At 73.4% G+C, this 15,803-nt stretch carries 10 protein-coding genes; 2 read left to right on the plus strand and 8 right to left on the minus strand.

The genetic code is table 11. From position 1 onward, the window contains the following. Positions 1-25: 25 nt before the first annotated feature. A complete protein-coding gene (locus ACFUJ1_RS12285) occupies positions 26-2,686 on the plus strand; it encodes a cytochrome P450 (RefSeq protein ID WP_378645088.1) in 2,661 nt (886 codons plus the stop codon). On the opposite strand, the gene ACFUJ1_RS12290 is transcribed toward ACFUJ1_RS12285, so the two are convergent. Genes ACFUJ1_RS12290 through ACFUJ1_RS12320 form a run of 7 tightly spaced genes read right to left on the minus strand, consistent with a single transcriptional unit; the run spans position 2,658 to position 13,045 of the window. Further along, on the minus strand, positions 2,658-3,560 hold the full coding sequence (locus tag ACFUJ1_RS12290) for a hypothetical protein (protein WP_378645090.1): 903 nt from the start codon (positions 3,558-3,560) through the stop codon (positions 2,658-2,660). The genes ACFUJ1_RS12285 and ACFUJ1_RS12290 overlap by 29 nt on opposite strands. Next, a complete protein-coding gene (locus tag ACFUJ1_RS12295) occupies positions 3,557-4,609 on the minus strand; it encodes an AfsA-related hotdog domain-containing protein (protein ID WP_378645092.1) in 1,053 nt (350 codons plus the stop codon). Before ACFUJ1_RS12295 ends, ACFUJ1_RS12290 begins: the two co-directional genes overlap by 4 nt. Then, positions 4,606-5,532: a nucleoside-diphosphate kinase gene (locus tag ACFUJ1_RS12300; protein WP_378645094.1), complete on the minus strand. Its 927-nt coding sequence runs from the start codon at positions 5,530-5,532 to the stop codon at positions 4,606-4,608. Before ACFUJ1_RS12300 ends, ACFUJ1_RS12295 begins: the two co-directional genes overlap by 4 nt. Beyond that, complete coding sequence (locus tag ACFUJ1_RS12305) at positions 5,529-6,575, minus strand: SDR family oxidoreductase (RefSeq protein ID WP_378645095.1); 1,047 nt, start codon at positions 6,573-6,575, stop codon at positions 5,529-5,531. The genes ACFUJ1_RS12300 and ACFUJ1_RS12305 overlap by 4 nt, the downstream gene beginning before the upstream one ends. Then, positions 6,572-6,829 (minus strand): acyl carrier protein, encoded by a 258-nt coding sequence (locus ACFUJ1_RS12310; protein WP_378645097.1) that lies wholly within the window; start codon positions 6,827-6,829, stop codon positions 6,572-6,574. The genes ACFUJ1_RS12305 and ACFUJ1_RS12310 overlap by 4 nt, the downstream gene beginning before the upstream one ends. After that, positions 6,826-10,374 (minus strand): AMP-binding protein, encoded by a 3,549-nt coding sequence (locus ACFUJ1_RS12315; protein ID WP_378645098.1) that lies wholly within the window; start codon positions 10,372-10,374, stop codon positions 6,826-6,828. The genes ACFUJ1_RS12310 and ACFUJ1_RS12315 overlap by 4 nt, the downstream gene beginning before the upstream one ends. Beyond that, positions 10,364-13,045 carry a phosphoenolpyruvate synthase gene (locus tag ACFUJ1_RS12320; RefSeq protein WP_378645342.1) on the minus strand — a complete coding sequence of 894 codons (2,682 nt, stop codon included), beginning with the start codon at positions 13,043-13,045 and terminating at the stop codon, positions 10,364-10,366. Before ACFUJ1_RS12320 ends, ACFUJ1_RS12315 begins: the two co-directional genes overlap by 11 nt. Before the next feature lie 301 nt (positions 13,046-13,346). Here ACFUJ1_RS12320 and ACFUJ1_RS12325 point away from each other — a divergent pair, with 301 nt between their 5' ends. Beyond that, positions 13,347-14,822, plus strand: a complete 1,476-nt coding sequence (locus tag ACFUJ1_RS12325; protein WP_378645100.1) for an aldehyde dehydrogenase — start codon at positions 13,347-13,349, stop codon at positions 14,820-14,822. A 41-nt stretch (positions 14,823-14,863) separates the two neighbouring features. Here ACFUJ1_RS12325 and ACFUJ1_RS12330 read toward each other — a convergent pair whose 3' ends face one another. After that, the gene (locus tag ACFUJ1_RS12330) at positions 14,864-15,751 is read right to left on the minus strand and encodes an SGNH/GDSL hydrolase family protein (RefSeq protein WP_378645101.1); all 888 of its coding nucleotides are present in this window, start codon (positions 15,749-15,751) and stop codon (positions 14,864-14,866) included. Positions 15,752-15,803: the final 52 nt, after the last annotated feature.

Raw genomic sequence — 15,803 nt, forward strand, 5'->3', positions numbered from 1 at the left:
CCAGTTCCCTCACTACCGTGGCCGTATGCACATCGCGCTGTTCACCGATTTCCACCCCGGAACCGTCGGCGGCATCCAGACCTCGGTCGCCGCCCAGTACCGCGGTGCTCGGCGGCTCGGGCACCGCGTCACGGTATTCACCGCGCCCGGTCCGGAATCTACCGAACCCGACCCGGACCTCGTGGTCCTTTCGCCGCTGCGTGCGCTCTCGGTCAACGGCTTCGCCGCGGTGCTGCCGACCCGGGCGAACGCGCGGCTGATCGACGCGGTCTTCGCCGAGCGCGGGCCGGTCGACATCGTGCACACCCAGACCACCTACGGCGTCGCGGTCGCCGGGGTGAAAGCGGCGCGGCGGCACGGTATTCCGCTGGTGCAGACGATCCACAGCCGGGACGACGTCTTCATCCAGCACACCGCCCCCGCCCCCTACCCGGCGGCGCTGGCCATGCGCGCCGTGCACAACAGCGTGCTGCCGCATCGGGGGCGGATGCCGCGCCTTCCCGAGTCGCGGGCCGCCAGGCATGCCTGGCACACCATGATCGCGCAGGCGCAGGCCGCGGACGCGGTGATCGTGCCGTCGGCGCACTTCGCCGAGCGGTTGCGGGCGCACGGGTTCGGGGGGCCGTTGCACGTGATCTCCAACGGAGTCGACGACGATCTGCTCGACGAGCTCGGGGCCGAGGCACCCGCCGACGCCGTCGAGACGCCCGCACCTGCGGTCGCGGCGGCACCCGCCGATGAGCGCGAGAAGGCCACGTGGGGGGTCGCCGGTGGCGCCGACCCGCTACCCGAGCCCGTCCGGCGGGCGGACGCCGGGCCGCTGCGGGTGCTGTGGTGCGCCCGGCTCTCCGCGGAGAAACGGCCGCTGGCCGCGATCGAGGCCGTGCTCCGGGTGCCCGGCGCGGTCCTCGACGTCTACGGCGACGGCGACCAGCTGGCGGCGGCCCGCGAACTGGCGGGTGCCGACCCGCGAATCCGCTTCCACGGCGCCCGCTCGCAGCGCGACTGCCTGCACGCCATGCGCGAGCACGACGTCCTGCTCTTCCCGTCCCTCGGCTTCGACACCCAGGGCATGGCCCTGCTCGAGGCCGCGGCAGTGGGGTTGCCGGTGGTGTACTGCGACCCCGCGCTCGGCGAGTCGATTCCGCCGGGCGGCGGCGTCCTGACCGGCCCCGAACCCGACGCCATCGCCGCCGCACTGCGCACCCTCGCGGACTCCCCCGCCGAGCTGGAAACCCTGCGCACAGCGATAGCGGCCACGCCGTTCCCCGCCCTCCAGTCCGCGCTCAGCACCGAGATCACCGCCGTCTACGCGAAGCTGCTCGCCGACCCGCCCCACGCGCGCATGCCGCGCACCCCGGCGGAGGTGCCGACCGCCCCTGGCAGGCTGCCGCTGCTCGGCCACAGCACCGCGGCGCTCCGCGACAGCCTCGGCTTCGTCCGCTCGCTGGCCGCGGTGGGCCCGGTGGTCCGGGTCTACCTCGGCCCGCGCCCCGCCTACGTCCTCACCACCCCGGAGCTCGTCCGCCAGGTCGGCTTCGGCACCGCGGGCGAGTTCCACCGCGACGACCTGCGCGCCGCCATGCACGAGGTGGTCCGCGGCGCCTCCAATGTGCTCAGCGGCACCCCGCACGAACTCCGGCGCCGGATGATCGCCCCCGCCCTTCGCCAGCGCCGCCTGCAGGACTACGCCGCCGTCACCGCCGGGATCGCCGACACGTGGGCCGCCGCCCTTCCCGGCTCGGTGAACCTCATGGAGTCGGCGCACGCCCTCGTCCTGGACACCATCTCCGCCACCCTCTTCACCGCCGACTTCGGCGCCGCCGCCAAGGCCGAGGTGCGCCGCAATATCCCGTGGCTGCTGGCCCAGGTGGTGCGGCGGGCCGCGCTGCCGGACGCCGTGAACCGCGCCAGGATCGTCGCCGACCGGAAGTTCGCCCGCAAGGCCGCGGCGCTGCGCGGCGAGATCGGCGCGGTGGTGCGCGCCTACCGCGCCGACGGGCAGGACCACCGCGACGTGCTCTCCGCGCTCATCGGCCACGTGGACGCCGAGACCGGCGCCACGCTCGGCGACGAGGAGATCGTGGACGAGCTGATCCTCATGCTCGCGGCAGGCGTCGGCTCCACCGCCTCCATCCTGGCCTGGGTCTGGTACGAGACGCTGCGCGCCCCCGACATCGCCAAAGCCGTTCGCGCCGAACTGGACTCGGAGGTCGGCGCCGGTCCGGTCGAGCCCGACCACCTGTACCGGCTGCCGTACCTGCGCCGGGTGATCCTGGAGACGCTGCGCTACTGGGGACCGTGGGTGAGCACGCAGAACGCCGACGGCCCCGTCACCTTCGACGGCCTCACCCTGCCGGACGGCGCGGTCATCGTCTACAGCCCGTACCTGGTGCACCACGACCCGAGGCACTACCCCGACCCCGCCCGCTTCGACCCGGAGCGCTGGGCCCCGGAGCGGGTGGACGGCATCGACCGCAAGGCCGTGCTCCCCTTCGGCGTCGGCGCCAGGCACTGCCCCGGCAACAACTTCGCGCTGCTCACCATCACGCTCGCCACCGCCGCGCTGTTCACGCACTGGGATCCGGTCCTGGACAGCGGCTACCGGGTGAAGCCGTCCAGTGGCGACTTCGTCGCGGCGCCGTCCCGGCTCCCGGTCACGCTCCGGCCGCGGACTGCGCGATGAGCACGGCGTAGAGCCCGATGATGAACAGCACCGGCGGGCCGAGCGGATACTCCCCGCCGCGCAGGAACCGCACCGCGCCGTAGCCGGGCAGCAGCGCGAGCGGCACCGGAAGCAGCCCCAGCCAGAACCGGGCGCCGCCGTACTCCCACGGCCGCACCAGCGCCAGATCGGCCCCGACCGCCAGCGCCACGAACAGCAGCGACACGGCCGTGCTGCCCACCGCGCCGAGCACATTCGAGTAGTAGTGCTCCCCCGGCCGCGGCTCGCGCGCGGTCTTCCTGGCGAACTCGAACTGCAGGAACGCACCCGCGAAGATCAGCGCCGCGGGGGCGAGCGACCAGAACCCGGAGGCAACCCCCTCGGTGTCGAGCACCGAGACCAGGACGTAGGCGGTTACCAGCAGCTGCACCGGGTAGGTGACCACCAGGTTGACCAGGATGTCGTCCCTGACCCACGCCGAGATCCGCTCCAGCCCCCACAGCCCGAGCCCGTAGAGCAGCACCGCCGCGATGGCGAGCGCGGAGCCCGCCGAGAGCAGCAGGCTCCCGGCCACCGCGAGCACGGCGATCACCGCCATGCCGATCCGCAGGTCGGTGGCGGTGACCGCGCCGGTGACCAGCGGCCGGTCCGGATTGTGCACCCGGTCGTAGCCGAGATCCTTCTGCTCGTCCACCATGCGCAGGTAGAGCAGCACGATCGCGACGATCAGCACCCGCAGCCCCGTCGACCAGGACGGCCGCCACGCCGAGTCCGGCGCCGCGAGCAGGCCGAGCGTCGCCTCCAGCGCGAAGACCCACAGGACCCCGTAGAGCAGGTAGTGCGGCTTGTACATGACCCGGGCGAAGCGGGCCAGCCGGGTGGCGGTGCCGATCACCCCGGTTCCCGGCCGTCCAGGAAGGTCAGGTCGATCTCGGCGGCGGTGGCGCCCTGGCCGATCACACAGCGCACGGTGGTCAGGTCGCCGGTGCGGGTGGCGATCTCGGCTCGGCATTCGGTGCGGAGGTCGAGTTCGACGAAGCGGTCGAAGCGGCTGGTGACGGAGAGGAGTTGCGGGTTCGCGGATTCGGCGTTCAGCAGGGTGAGGGCGCTCTGCCTCGCGGCTTCCAGGAGAACGCTGCCGGGGACGTGGTCGAGGTGGTGGTCGAAGAGGAAGGGGTGCAGGGGGTCGACTGCCAGCGGTACCCGGACGGCATCGCCGATCTGCGGCGAGGCACCGGCTCCGCCCGTGGCATCGGCGTGCTCCGGCGCGCCGCGTCCGCCGGCACCGGCCTGCGCCGAGGCGCCGAGCTGTTCGGGGGCACCGACAATCACGTTGCGCCGGTTCTCCCGGCCGACCGTGCCGGGCGGCACCGGCTCGGCGGCGACCGTCGGGCCCGGGGCGGGCGGGAGTTCGAGGCTCTGCCGGAAGGCGCCGCGCAGGCGGGCCCAGCGGTCGGGGGAGGTCCAGGAGAACGAGCCGTCGACGGTCATGAGCGGGCCCGCGGGGCCGGCGATCTCCAGCACCATGTCCAGGCCGGACACCGCGCCCGCTTGCCGATGCACGCGCGGGACGTCCACCGCCAGTACCAGATTGGTGGGTTCGGGGGTGCACTCCCAGGCGGCGCCGGGCACACCGATGCCGTTGAAGGTGCGCACCAGGAACGCGGAATCCAATGGGGCGCCGAAGAACTCGTGGGTGAGCGCGATCGAGGCCTGGCGGGCGGTCTCCATGACGAGCAGCGGGTCGTGCAGCCGGGCCGGGGTGCCGGTGTGGTCGCCGTAGTAGGCGTGCATTCTCGGCAGTTGCGCGCCGGCCAGGTAGCCGCCGCCCTCCCGCGCGGCGAGCGAGGTCACGAAGACCTCGGCGACGGCGGCGCGGTGGGTCAGCTCGCGGCGTACGGGCTGCTGGTGGGATACGCCGGCGACGACCGCTTCCAGGCTCATCCGAATTTCTCCGTCCAGTCGGTGGCGGTCACCGGGCGCAGGGTCTGCGCTTCGGTGCCGACGCGCATGGGCAGTACCTGTGAGCCGAGGACGATTGCGGACCAGGGGTCGACGGGGGTGCCGGTGGTCAGTGCGCTGGTGAGCAGGGTGGTGGGGTCGGTATCGGCCGGGAGCGGGGCGAGGTCGTGCAGTATTCGCTCCAGAGCGGCTTCTCGCTCGAACGAGCGTTCCGGGGTCAGGGCGTACAGCTCCTCGGCCAGTGCACCGGCGCGATCCGCGGGCGGTATCGGCGGGGTGACTGTCGCGTCACTTGTTGTGCCGTGGGCAGACCGGGTGGCGGCGATGACCTCGGCGCGGAGGGGCTCCGGGAAGTAGATGGCGAGTTCGCGGAGGACGTCGGCGGGGTCGTCGGGGGTGTGCACCAGGTTCAGGAGGTAGTTGTCGCGGCCGAGGAGGTGGCGCAGCTCGCCGGGGCGGCGCTTGCGCGGGTCGGTCGGGCCCTTGGCGCGGGCGAGGCGGATGGGAACCGGGAGCGGATCGGCGGCGGCCGCGACGACCAGGACGAGCGCGTCGGAGATCCCGACGAGCAGGTCGGCCAGCCTGCGCCGCTCCGGCGAGGCGATATTCCAGGCGTAGTACCAGAGCGCGCGGGCCAGGTGCCGGTTCACCGGAACGATCTCGGCGGCGACCACCCGGTACCCGTTGTCGCCCAGCCACTTCAGCGCCGGATGGACGGCACGGGCGACGATCGCGTCCGGTTTCAGCAGCAGCATGGAGTGCCCGGTGGCGAAGGCGGCCGGGTCGAGCCCGAGCCGCTCCAGCTGCTCGACGGTCTCCGCGACGTAGGTGTCCCCGCGGTAGGCGGCGACCTTCTCCGGCTGCGGGGTGAGCCGGGCGAGCAGCGCCCCGAGATCGCCGCTCACGGCCTGCTCCCGGCCAGGATCTCCGCGATCGACGGCAGCGGGTCACCGAGGTAGCCGACCTCCAGGCAGTGGTCGAGCAGCAGCCGCAGGTACTCGGCCCCGGACTCGGGCGCGGGGCGGAGCAGGTCGGCGTTCCCGGTGTCGAAGCGCAGCCTGCGGACGAAGTAGCTGGTGTAGAGCGCGCCGATGCGCCGGTAGTACTCGCGCTCGATCGGTGGCAGGTCGGCCTCGTCGAAGGTCGGCTCCGGGACGAAGGTCGCGACGGCGAACGACGGGTACTCGGCCAGCACGTCGGAGACCTCGCGCAGCGAGAGTGTGTCCCGGCCGAGCGCGTGCAGGGTCCGGCCGCGGACCCGCTCGAAATCGGTGGCGGCGGCGGCGATCAGGTCGGCGACGTGGTCGACCGGGGCGAGGCTCAGGGTGGCGTCGTAGCGGCCGGGCAGCGAGCGCAGCTTGCCCTCGACCATGAGCTTGAGCACGGTGTACAGGTTCTTGTGGTCGCGGATGGCGCCGGTGTCGCTCGCGCCGGTGACGATGCCCGGCCGCACCACCGTCCAGTCCAGGCCGGAGCCGCGGACCAGCTGTTCGGCCCGGTACTTGCTCGCCTCGTAGCCGGTGCCGAAGGTCTGGCCGTGCTCCAGTTCGTCCTCCAGCACGGTGCCGCCGCGCATGCCGCAGACGTAGGCGGTGCTCACGTGCACCAGGGGGACGGTCAAGCGGCGGGCCAGCGCGAGCACGTTCTCGGTGCCGCGCACGTTCAGCTCCGCGTACTGCCGCTCGGTGGCGTCGAAGGCGGTGGTGGCGGCGCAGTGCACGATCATCGCCACGCGGCCGTCGAGATCGGCGGCGGCGCCGCCGAATTCGGGCTCGCGGATATCGCCGGAGAGCCGCTCGTCCGGTTCGAGCACGGTGCCGTCGTTGCGCACGACGGCCGAGGCGGCGTGCAGCAGCGCGATCACCGGGCGGCCGGCGGCGCGGAGCCGGGCCACCACCTCGGCGCCGACCAGCCCGCTGGCGCCGGTCACCAGCACGGCGCCGGTCACCGGGTGCGCTCCGCGAGCGAGGAGCCGATCAGCTCCTGCACCTGGCCGACGCGGAGCACGCCCGCCAGCTGCTCCGGCTTGTAGCCGGGCAGCTCGAAGGTGCGCTCCAGGACGACGGTGAGCTCCATGAGCCGCAGCGAGTCGTAGCCGAGGTCCTCGATGAGCCGGTGCTCGGCGGTGAGCTCGGCGGCCGGGCGCGGCGCCATGGCGGCGACCAGTTCGCTGACCCGTGCGGCCACGGTGGGGTCGCTCATCCCTGCGCTCCTTCCCGCAGATGCGGTTGCTGCCCGCCCGAGGCGAGCAGGTCGCGCGCCTCGTCCAGCGGGAGGTCGGTGTTCAGGTATCCGGCGATCCGCAGCCAGTCGTAGCCGATGGCGAGGGTGCGGCGCCACTGCTCCCTGGAGTCGAAGGAGGCGGGGAAATCGGTTCCCCCCGCCACCCGGCGGACCAGGGTCACGAAGTCGTCCAGGAGGGCGAGCGCGGACGCCGGGTCGCCCGCGGCGTAGACGACGCGTTCCGCGCCACCGGCACCCGTTTCGACCGCCGCGTCGACGACGCGCTCTGCGCCTGTTTCGACCGCCGCCGCGCCGGGCGAGCCCGGCTCGGGCTGGGCGCCGAGGGCGGATATGCCGTCGACTGCCGGGCTGAACCGCACGGTCTGCGCGGCCGCGAGGGCGGCGAGCAGTTCGGCGCGGTGCTCGGCGGCGGCGGGGAGCAGGCGTTCGAGCGTCGCGGAGGCCGCGACATCGGCGGGGAGCGGGTGGATCCCGAAGGCGGACACCAGCACCCGGACCGCCATGGCGAGCATGCGGTGCGCCGCGATGTCGGCGACCGCCCACTGGCCGTCCTTCACCGCACCGGCGAGATCCTCCCCGGCGTTCTCCAGCACGATGTTCGACCACACCAGCTGCAGCGCGCACTCGGTGAAGCGGCGCGCGGGCAGCGGCGAGAGCGTCACGGCCGCCCCGCTTCCCGCCGCACCGCGCACCCCGAGCGCGGGCGCGGCACCGTGCGGGACGGGGGTATACGGCCGGACCGGATCGCACATGGCCAGCGCGGGGGTCAGGACCCCGGCACCGCGCCACTCGACCCCGACGAACCCGAGCCGCACGAACTCCGCCAGCTCGGCCCCGATCGAACCGCCCCGCTCGAGCAGCACCGGCACCGGCCGCCGGAACACCACCGAGCGCCAGGCCCGGGCGGCGTCGTCGGCGAGCACGAAGACGTCGTCGCCGCGCAGCACGTGCACCCGATCGCCGATCTGCCAGGTGGTCACCCCCGGACGCCGGGCGAAGAGCAGCCGCGCCGGATCGTCCGGCACGGAATCCACCCCCAGCTCCGCCGCGAAGGCCAGCAGCTCCGTGACCGCGGACAACGCCCGAGCCCGCGCCGCGAGCGCCCGCCCTTCGGCGCCCGTCCGCGCCAGCTGCTCCGGCAGCCACTTGGTCTCCAGGTAGGTCTCCCCCGACCGCGCCGCCCACGCCTTGAGCGCCTGGTTCACCCCGTCCCGCGCCCACTCCAGCGCCTCGGCGTTCGCCCCGAGCAGCTGCCAGAGCACCGCGTACCGCAGCGCCTGCCCGGCCCTTGCCGTCCACCACCCGGCGAGCCGCTCCGCCAGCTCCGCGGGGGCGAGCACCGCGCGCAGCGCGGCCAGGTCGACGTCGCCGCCCGCGCGCACCACGGTGGCGCCGAGGAACCGCTGGCACCGGTTCAGCACGTCCTCGTCGAGCGCCGAGCCGTCGGCGACGGTCGCCAGCTGCCCGCGCAGCTGGGCGACCGAGCGGGTGCGGATCTCCACCCGCCGCCCGTCGACGAACAGCACGGTGGGCAGCGTCGGCAGCTCCTCGTCGCCCGCCGCCACGACCAGGAAGTCCACATCGGATCCGGCATTGCCGAACCCCTCGGCCAGCGACCCCTCGAACAGCACCGCAGCCCCATCGGGCACCCGCACCTGCCCCAGTGCCCCCTCGAGCAGCCCGGTCACTCGATCGGCGGGCAACGCGGGCCCACGCCCGCCTGCGCGGTCCGCGTCCTCCGCACCGCCGGCAGCCTCGGAACGTCCGTCCCGATCCGGCCCCTCCCCGGTCCGAGCGGGCTCGGAAGACCCGACACGATCCGGCTCGTACACCTCGCTCCCCGGAATCCCGCCCGCCCGGAACAACTCCCACATGTGCCGACGCCGCGGCTTCCCGCTCGACGTCCGCTGGATGATCCCGCGCGGCCCGGTCACGATCTGCACGGTCCGAGCCGGTCCGAGCTCCCCCCGGACAATGGTGTGCGCCTTCGGCAACCACTCCCCCGGTGCCGACTCGGCGAACAGCACGATGCCCTGATTCCCGGCATCGGGAATGGCGACCGCGGCCAGCTTCCCCTTGGTGATCCCGGCCTCCTGCGCCACCCGGGACTCGATGTCCTCCATGAACACCGGCTTGCCACGCACCTTGAGGCTCGACCCCATCCGCCCGAGCACGAAAACCTCACCGCGATACAGGAACCCGGCGTCTCCGGAGTACAGCACCCCGTCCTCGATCCGGGTCGACGAGGTGGCACCCGGCGGCCCGGAGTACCCGAGCGCCACCGACCCGCCGACCACGACCATCTCGCCGAGCGTGCCGTCCGGCAGCTCGTTGCCGTCGGAATCCACCACGCGCACCGTCGATTCCGGTGTGGAGAAGCCGAGTCCGGTGATCCACCCGGCGCCGTCGACGCTCGCCCCGTCGGACAGCTCCGCGGCCTCCAGCACCGAGATCGGCGCACCGAACCGCAGTGCGGCGGTGTCCACCCGGAGCGCGGTGATCGGCCGGTCCCGCGCCGACGAGGTCACCATGAGCGTCGACTCGGCCAGCCCGTAGGCGAGCGTGTACGCGCGCGTGCTGAACCCGAGCGGCCCGGTCAGCGCGGCGAAGGAGCGCAGGTCGGCGACCTCCACCGGCTCCGAGCCGACCGCCAGCGTGCGCCAGCCGGACAGATCGAGCCCGGCGACCTCCTCGGGCCGCACCCGGTGCGCCACGTAGCCGAGCGCGAACGACGGCGACGGCGAGTGCTGGGCCTCGGTCATGGCGCGCAGCCAGCGCGCGGGGTCGCGGACGAACTGGTCCGGCCGCATGAGGTACAGGTCGCCCTGGTTGGTCACGGTGGTGAGGAACGCGCCGACCAGCCCCATGTCGTGGTAGAGCGGCAGCCAGGAGACCATGGCCTCGCCCGGCCGCCAGTCCACCAGCGCCGAGATCATCCCGACATTGGTGGCGAGGTTCGGCCAGCTCACCCGGACCCCGCGCGGCGTGCCGGTGGAGCCGGAGGTGAACTGCAGCAGCGCGCACTCGTCCGGATCGGAGAACTCCCGTGCCCCCGGCTCCGGCAGCGTGGCCAGGTCGACCACCAGCGGTTCGTCGGTGCGGCCTGCTGCGGCGTGTGCCTGCCGCGCGAGGTCGGCGAACTCGACCGAGGTCACCACCAGCCGCGGCTGCGCCTGCTCCAGAATGGCGGCGACATGCGCGATGTACTGGCTCAGATCGCCGAAGAGCGGCGGCGCCACCGGGGTGAAGATCCCGCCGCACGCCCAGACCGCGTAGAAGGCAGCGGCACAGGGGAATCCGGTCGGCATGATGACGCAGACCCCGGCGCCGCCGGGCAGCCCGCGCTCGCGCATGAGCGCGGCGATGGACCAGCTCAGGTCGGCGAGCTCGGCGTAGCTGCGGTACTCCCAGCCGTCGCCCTCCTCGGCGAAGTACACCCCGGCGTCGGTGGCCGGTGCGGCCAGCCAGCCCCGGATCCGCGCGACGTGCTCGTCAGGCTCCACTCTCGGCTCCTCCATCGGCGAGCACGGTGACCGTGCCCGCTGTCCCGTCCACCCGGATCCGCATCCCGGTCCGCAGCCGCCGCGTGCTGCCCGGCACCTGCACCACCGTCGGCACCCCCAGCTCGCGCGCCACGATGGCGACGTGCGTGAGCGGGCTGCCGCGCTCGATCACCAGCGCCGACGCCGACGGCAGCGCCGCCACCCAGCCCGGGTCGGTGCGGTAGGTGACCAGGATGCCGCCCGCCACGTCGCGCGGCTCGTCCACCACCACCGCGTTGCCCTCGACCACGCCCGCCGCCGACGGGATACCGCCGAGCACGTCGCCCGGCACCGCCGCCGGGATATCGGTGACCGGGACCCAGCCCTGCGCGGCCAGCGCATCCGGCGTGAAATCCGTTCCGCGCGTCTCGAACCGGGCCGGGGCGACCAGCCCGGCGTCGGCGGTGCGGGCGATCCGGCGCGCGGCGATCCGGTCGCGCAGCTCGGCGGCGGGCGCGCTGTCGTAGCATTCGCGCAGCTCGTCGACGGTGAGCGTGAAGACGTCGGTGAAGTCGTCGAGCACGCCGCGCGCGGCCAGGTCGCGCCCCATGGCCCTGATCATCCGCTTGACCATGCCGAAGGCGCGGGTGCGGCAGAACCGCAGCCGCTCCCGGTGCGCGGCGCAGCGCGCGGTCTTGGCCCGCACCCGGTCGTAGATCCGGCGCCGGACGCCGCGCAGGTGCGCGTCCAGGTAGGCGTCCGGGTCGATGGCGTCGGCGCCGGGCACGGTGCTGTCGTCGGCGCCGATCCGGCCGAGCGCGCTGCGCAGCATGACGAAGAGCCCGGCGGGGTCCTCGCGCAGGTCGGGGATCTCCAGCTTGAGCTCGTCCAGGCTGCGGTAGCCGTAGCGGTCGAGGTAGTCGTCCACCTCGCGCAGGAACTCCGGGTGGCCCGCCGCTCGCAGCGCGGTGTAGGTCTGCCCGGGGTCGGTGCCGCGGATCAGCTCGGCGACGGCCGGGTCGGCGTGCGCGCGCTCGGCCAGGTCGGTCATGGCGCGCGCCGGTTCGGCCGACTCCACATCGGCGCCGGGCCCGAGCAGGGCGTAGAGCAGCGATTCCGGTGCGCGCGGCAGGAAGAGCTTGGTGAGCAGGAACATGGTGCCGGTCAGGGTGAGCAGGATGGCGTCCAGCACCATCATCGGGCCCCACCGCTCGACCAGGTCCCGGTCCACCTCGCGGTAGGCGGCGTATGCCTCGGCGCCGTCGGTGTACTCGACCGCCTCGTAGCGGTCGTAGACCCGGTAGAACTCGGCGCAGAAATCCGCCATCATGCTGTCGATATCGCGGAGCCTGCGCCGATAGACAACAGCCGTCCGCGCCCGGGAGCGGGCCCGGCGCAGCGGGGAGCCGAAGGTGAAGGGGCGCAGGGTGCGGGCGATCTCGTTCGGCAGCGGCTCGGCGACGCCGAGCGCCGCCTCCAGCACCTTGCGGTTCAGCGGGTAGCCGGGCGCGATGCCGACCATCCGATACCACTGCAGCAGGTTGTAGTACACCCGGCCGTTGAACCGGCCGAGCAGGTACGGCGTCCACGAATCCAGCTGGCGCAGCTGCGCTTCCGGCACGCCGAGCGATTCCGCGTAGCCGCGGTACACCCGGCCGTAGATGCCCGCCGCCACGGTGAAGGTGAGCGGCGAGGTGAGGCCGTTGAAGCTCTCGATGATGTTGGAGTTGTCCCAGATCCGCAGCTCACCGGCGGGGACGTCCTCGCCGGCGCCCTGGTCGAGCGCCTGGTCGAGGGTGCGCGCGGTGGTACCGAGCGTGGTGATCGGCCGGGCCTGCAGGAACCAGAGGCCGTCGGCGTCGATGGCCCACTCGATGTCCTGCGGGGAACCGAGCGCGGCGGCCAGCTCGCGGCCGTGCCGGGCGAGCTCGGCCAGCTCGGCGGGGTCCAGCACCCGCGCCGCCCGCCGCTCGGCCGGGACATCGGTGGTGACGAGGCCGTCGCCGGGGCCGGGCAGGTACTCCTGCTCCTTGGCGCCGACGGTCAGCTCGAGCACGGCGCCCGCCGGGTCGACGACGGCGGTGTCGGCGTCCACCGCGCCGGAGACCAGCCCCTCGCCGAGGCCGTAGACGGCGCTCACCACCAGCCGGTCGGCGTCGCCGGTCACCGGGTCGACGGTGAAGAGCACGCCGCTGGCCCTGGCCGCGACGAAGCGCTGCAGCACCACCGCGAGCTCGGTGATCGGCGGGCGCTCCCGGGCGAAGGCGTACCGGATCGCCCGCTCGGTGAAGCACGAGGCCCAGCACTGCCGGACCCGCTCCGCCACCGCATCGGCGCCGGTGACGTGCAGGAAGGAGTCGAACTGCCCGGCGAAGGAGTCGACACCGCCGTCCTCCCCGACCCCGGACGAGCGCACCGCGACGGTGCCGCCGATCCGCTCGTAGGCGGCCGTGATCGCCGCCTCGGGAAGGGCCGCCTCGGCGACGGCCTTGCGCAGATCGGCGGCTGCGGTCAGTGCGGAGTCGAGATCCGCGGCGTTCGCGAGGGCGGCGAGCCGCTCGCGCAGCCCGGCGGCGGCCAGGAATCCGGCGAACACCTCGGTCCCGAGCACCGTCCACTCCGGCACCCGCGCCCCCGCTGCCACCAGGGCGTGCAGTCCGGCCGCTTTTCCGCCGCTGCCCGCACCGAGCACCTCCAAGACGCCTCCCAGCCACCCGCCCGACGTATTTCGCTCGCTCGAGTAAACCCGACGAGCGCCCTGTTTATCAGGGAATGGCCCGCAGCGGCGGCCCGCAAAGATCGGGGCAGCGCCGGTATGCGCCACCAGCGGCGCACGGCGCGCGCGGTGCCCGCGGGATGGCGCAGCACCATGATCATCCGGGGTCCGGCCAGCTCGCCACCGCCGCGATCCCCGAACCCCTCCCCATCGGCGCTCGACTGTGCTATCCCTACAATGATTGAAAGTATCGGAACCACTCAGCGGGAGAAGTTTCATGCCTACTGCCGAACCGTCGAAGGCCATCGATCGCCGGAGCTTCTACATCGACGGGAAGTGGGTGGCCCCGCAGGGTACGGCGGAGATACCGGCGATCGAGGCCGCGACCGGCGAGGTGATCGGCGTGGCCGCGCTCGGCAGCGAGGCGGATCTGGAGTCCGCGATCACCGCCGCGCACGCCGCGCACACCCGCGGCGAGTGGGCGAACACCAGCCCCGCCGAGCGGGCCGAGGTGCTGCACCGCTTCGCCGACGCGCTCGCCGCGCGCGGCGACGCCACCAGCGAGCTGGCCACCCGCGAGAACGGGATGCCGATCGGGCTCTCCCAGGCGTTCAACGGTCAGGCGCCCGCGCACCTGCTGCGCCAGTACGCCGATCTCGCCGCGGATTTCGACTTCGAGGAGATCCGGCCGAGCGCCCAGGGCGCGACCATCGTGCGCCGGGAGCCGGTCGGCGTGGTCGGGGTGATCACCCCGTGGAACTATCCGCAGGCCAAGGCGCTCATCTCGATCGCGCCCGCGCTCGCCGCCGGGGGCACGGTGGTGCTCAAGCACTCCCCCGACACCGCGCTCGACCCCTATGTCATCGGCGAGGCCGCCGAGGAAGCCGGGCTCCCGCCGGGCGTGCTCAATATCGTGCTCGCCGACCGCGAACCCGCGAGCCTGCTCACCCGCCACCCGCTGGTCGACAAGATCGCCTTCACCGGCTCCACCGCCAGCGGCGAGCGGGTCGGCGCCGAGGCCGGGCGCCGCTTCAAGCGGATGACGCTCGAGCTCGGCGGAAACTCCGCCGCCATCGTGCTCGACGACGTCGATCTGGACGCCTTCGTCACCGGCATCGCCACCGCCGCGTTCATGAACAACGGCCAGACCTGCACCGGCCAGTGGCGGGTGCTCGCCCCCCGCGCCCGCTACGACGAGATCGTCGCCGCGCTCGCCGAGTGGGCCTCGACCCAGACCATCGGCGACCCGCTCGACCCCGCCGTCACCATCGGCCCGCTGGCCAACGAGCGCCAGCTGAACAAGGTGCGCGGCCACATCGCCGACGCCACCGCCGACGGCGGCCGCCTCGTCTACGGCGGCAAGCAGCCGGAAGGGCTGACCCGCGGCTGGTTCATCGAGCCGACCGTCTTCGCCGACGTCGCCAATACCCACCGCATCGCGCGCGCCGACCTCTTCGGCCCGCTCGTCGCCGTGATCCCCTACACCGACGAGAACGAGGCTGTCGCGCTCGCCAACGACAGCGACTACGGCCTGGCCGGGTCGGTGTGGACCACCGACGAGCAGCACGGCATCGATATCGCCCGCCGGATCCGCACCGGCACCATCGGGGTGAACTACTACCTCAACGATTTCTACGCGCCGTTCGGCGGGGTGAAGGGCAGCGGGATCGGCCGCGAGCTCGGGCCGGAGGGGTTCCAGGAGTTCCTGGAGTACAAGACCATCTACGCCAGCAGCGCGCTGCTGCCGGACTGAGCGGCGCGTACCGCTTCGAGCAGAAGCGGTCCTTCCGGCCGTCAGCTCCCGTACCGCTCGTGCAACGCCCCCGCCAGGACCGCGTCACCGTGCGCGGACGGGTGGAACGGAATGCCGGTGAGATCGGCGCGCGGGTCGAGGGTGCCGTTGGCCCACGGTTCGGCCGAGCACAGCCCGTGCCCGGCGGTGATCGCCCCGGTGTCGAGGAAGTCGACGCCGAGCAGGGCGGCCGCCTCGCGCTGGGCGGTGTCGAGCCGGTTCAGGTACTCGACCACCGCGCCGCCGCGGGGCTGCACGAAGGTGCCGGCGCCGAGCAGGTTCAGGCAGACCGTGTCGCCCTCCGGCGGGAAGAGCTCGGGGTAGCCGACGAGGACGATGTGGGCCAGGGGCGCGTAGTAGCGCACGTACCGCACGACCTGCTCGATCCGCTCGGCGTAGGCGGCGCCGGAGACCGCGCGGAAGTCGGTGATCCGGCCCTGCGCGGCCGCCTCCCGGTCGCAGCCGTCGACCAGGTTGTAGACGCAGGAGACCAGCGACCCCCACAGCGTCTTCGGGTTCTCCGACCCCCAGGCGTCGTTGAAGCCGAACTGGATCGCGACCAGCTCGGTCTCCGGCCCGAACCCGCCGGCCCGATCGGCATTGATCGCCTCCCGGCCCAGCGTGTAGCCGGTCGCCGACTCCAGCGCCGCACCGGCGCAGGATTCGTCCCTGAAGTCCGCGGTGCCCGCGACCCCGAGCAACCGGCTCAGCTGGTTCGGCCACGAGGTGGTGCCGCGCACGCACTCCGCGGCGTCCCAGTGGATGGCGTTGGCGGCGAACGAGTCACCGAGCACCACCAGGGTGCTGCCCGGTGCGGGCGGGGCGGCGGCCGCGGGGGACGGCAGCAGAGCCGCCACCGCCACCGCTACGGCCGCGAGAATCACCTTCACCCCGCCACCGTGTACCGCCGCCCGCCGCGCCCGCCCGCGTTCGGCGGGACGT

Origin of the sequence: Nocardia sp. NPDC057227 (assembly GCF_042669725.1) — a bacterium.
In the GTDB taxonomy this organism is placed as follows: domain Bacteria; phylum Actinomycetota; class Actinomycetes; order Mycobacteriales; family Mycobacteriaceae; genus Nocardia; species Nocardia asteroides_A.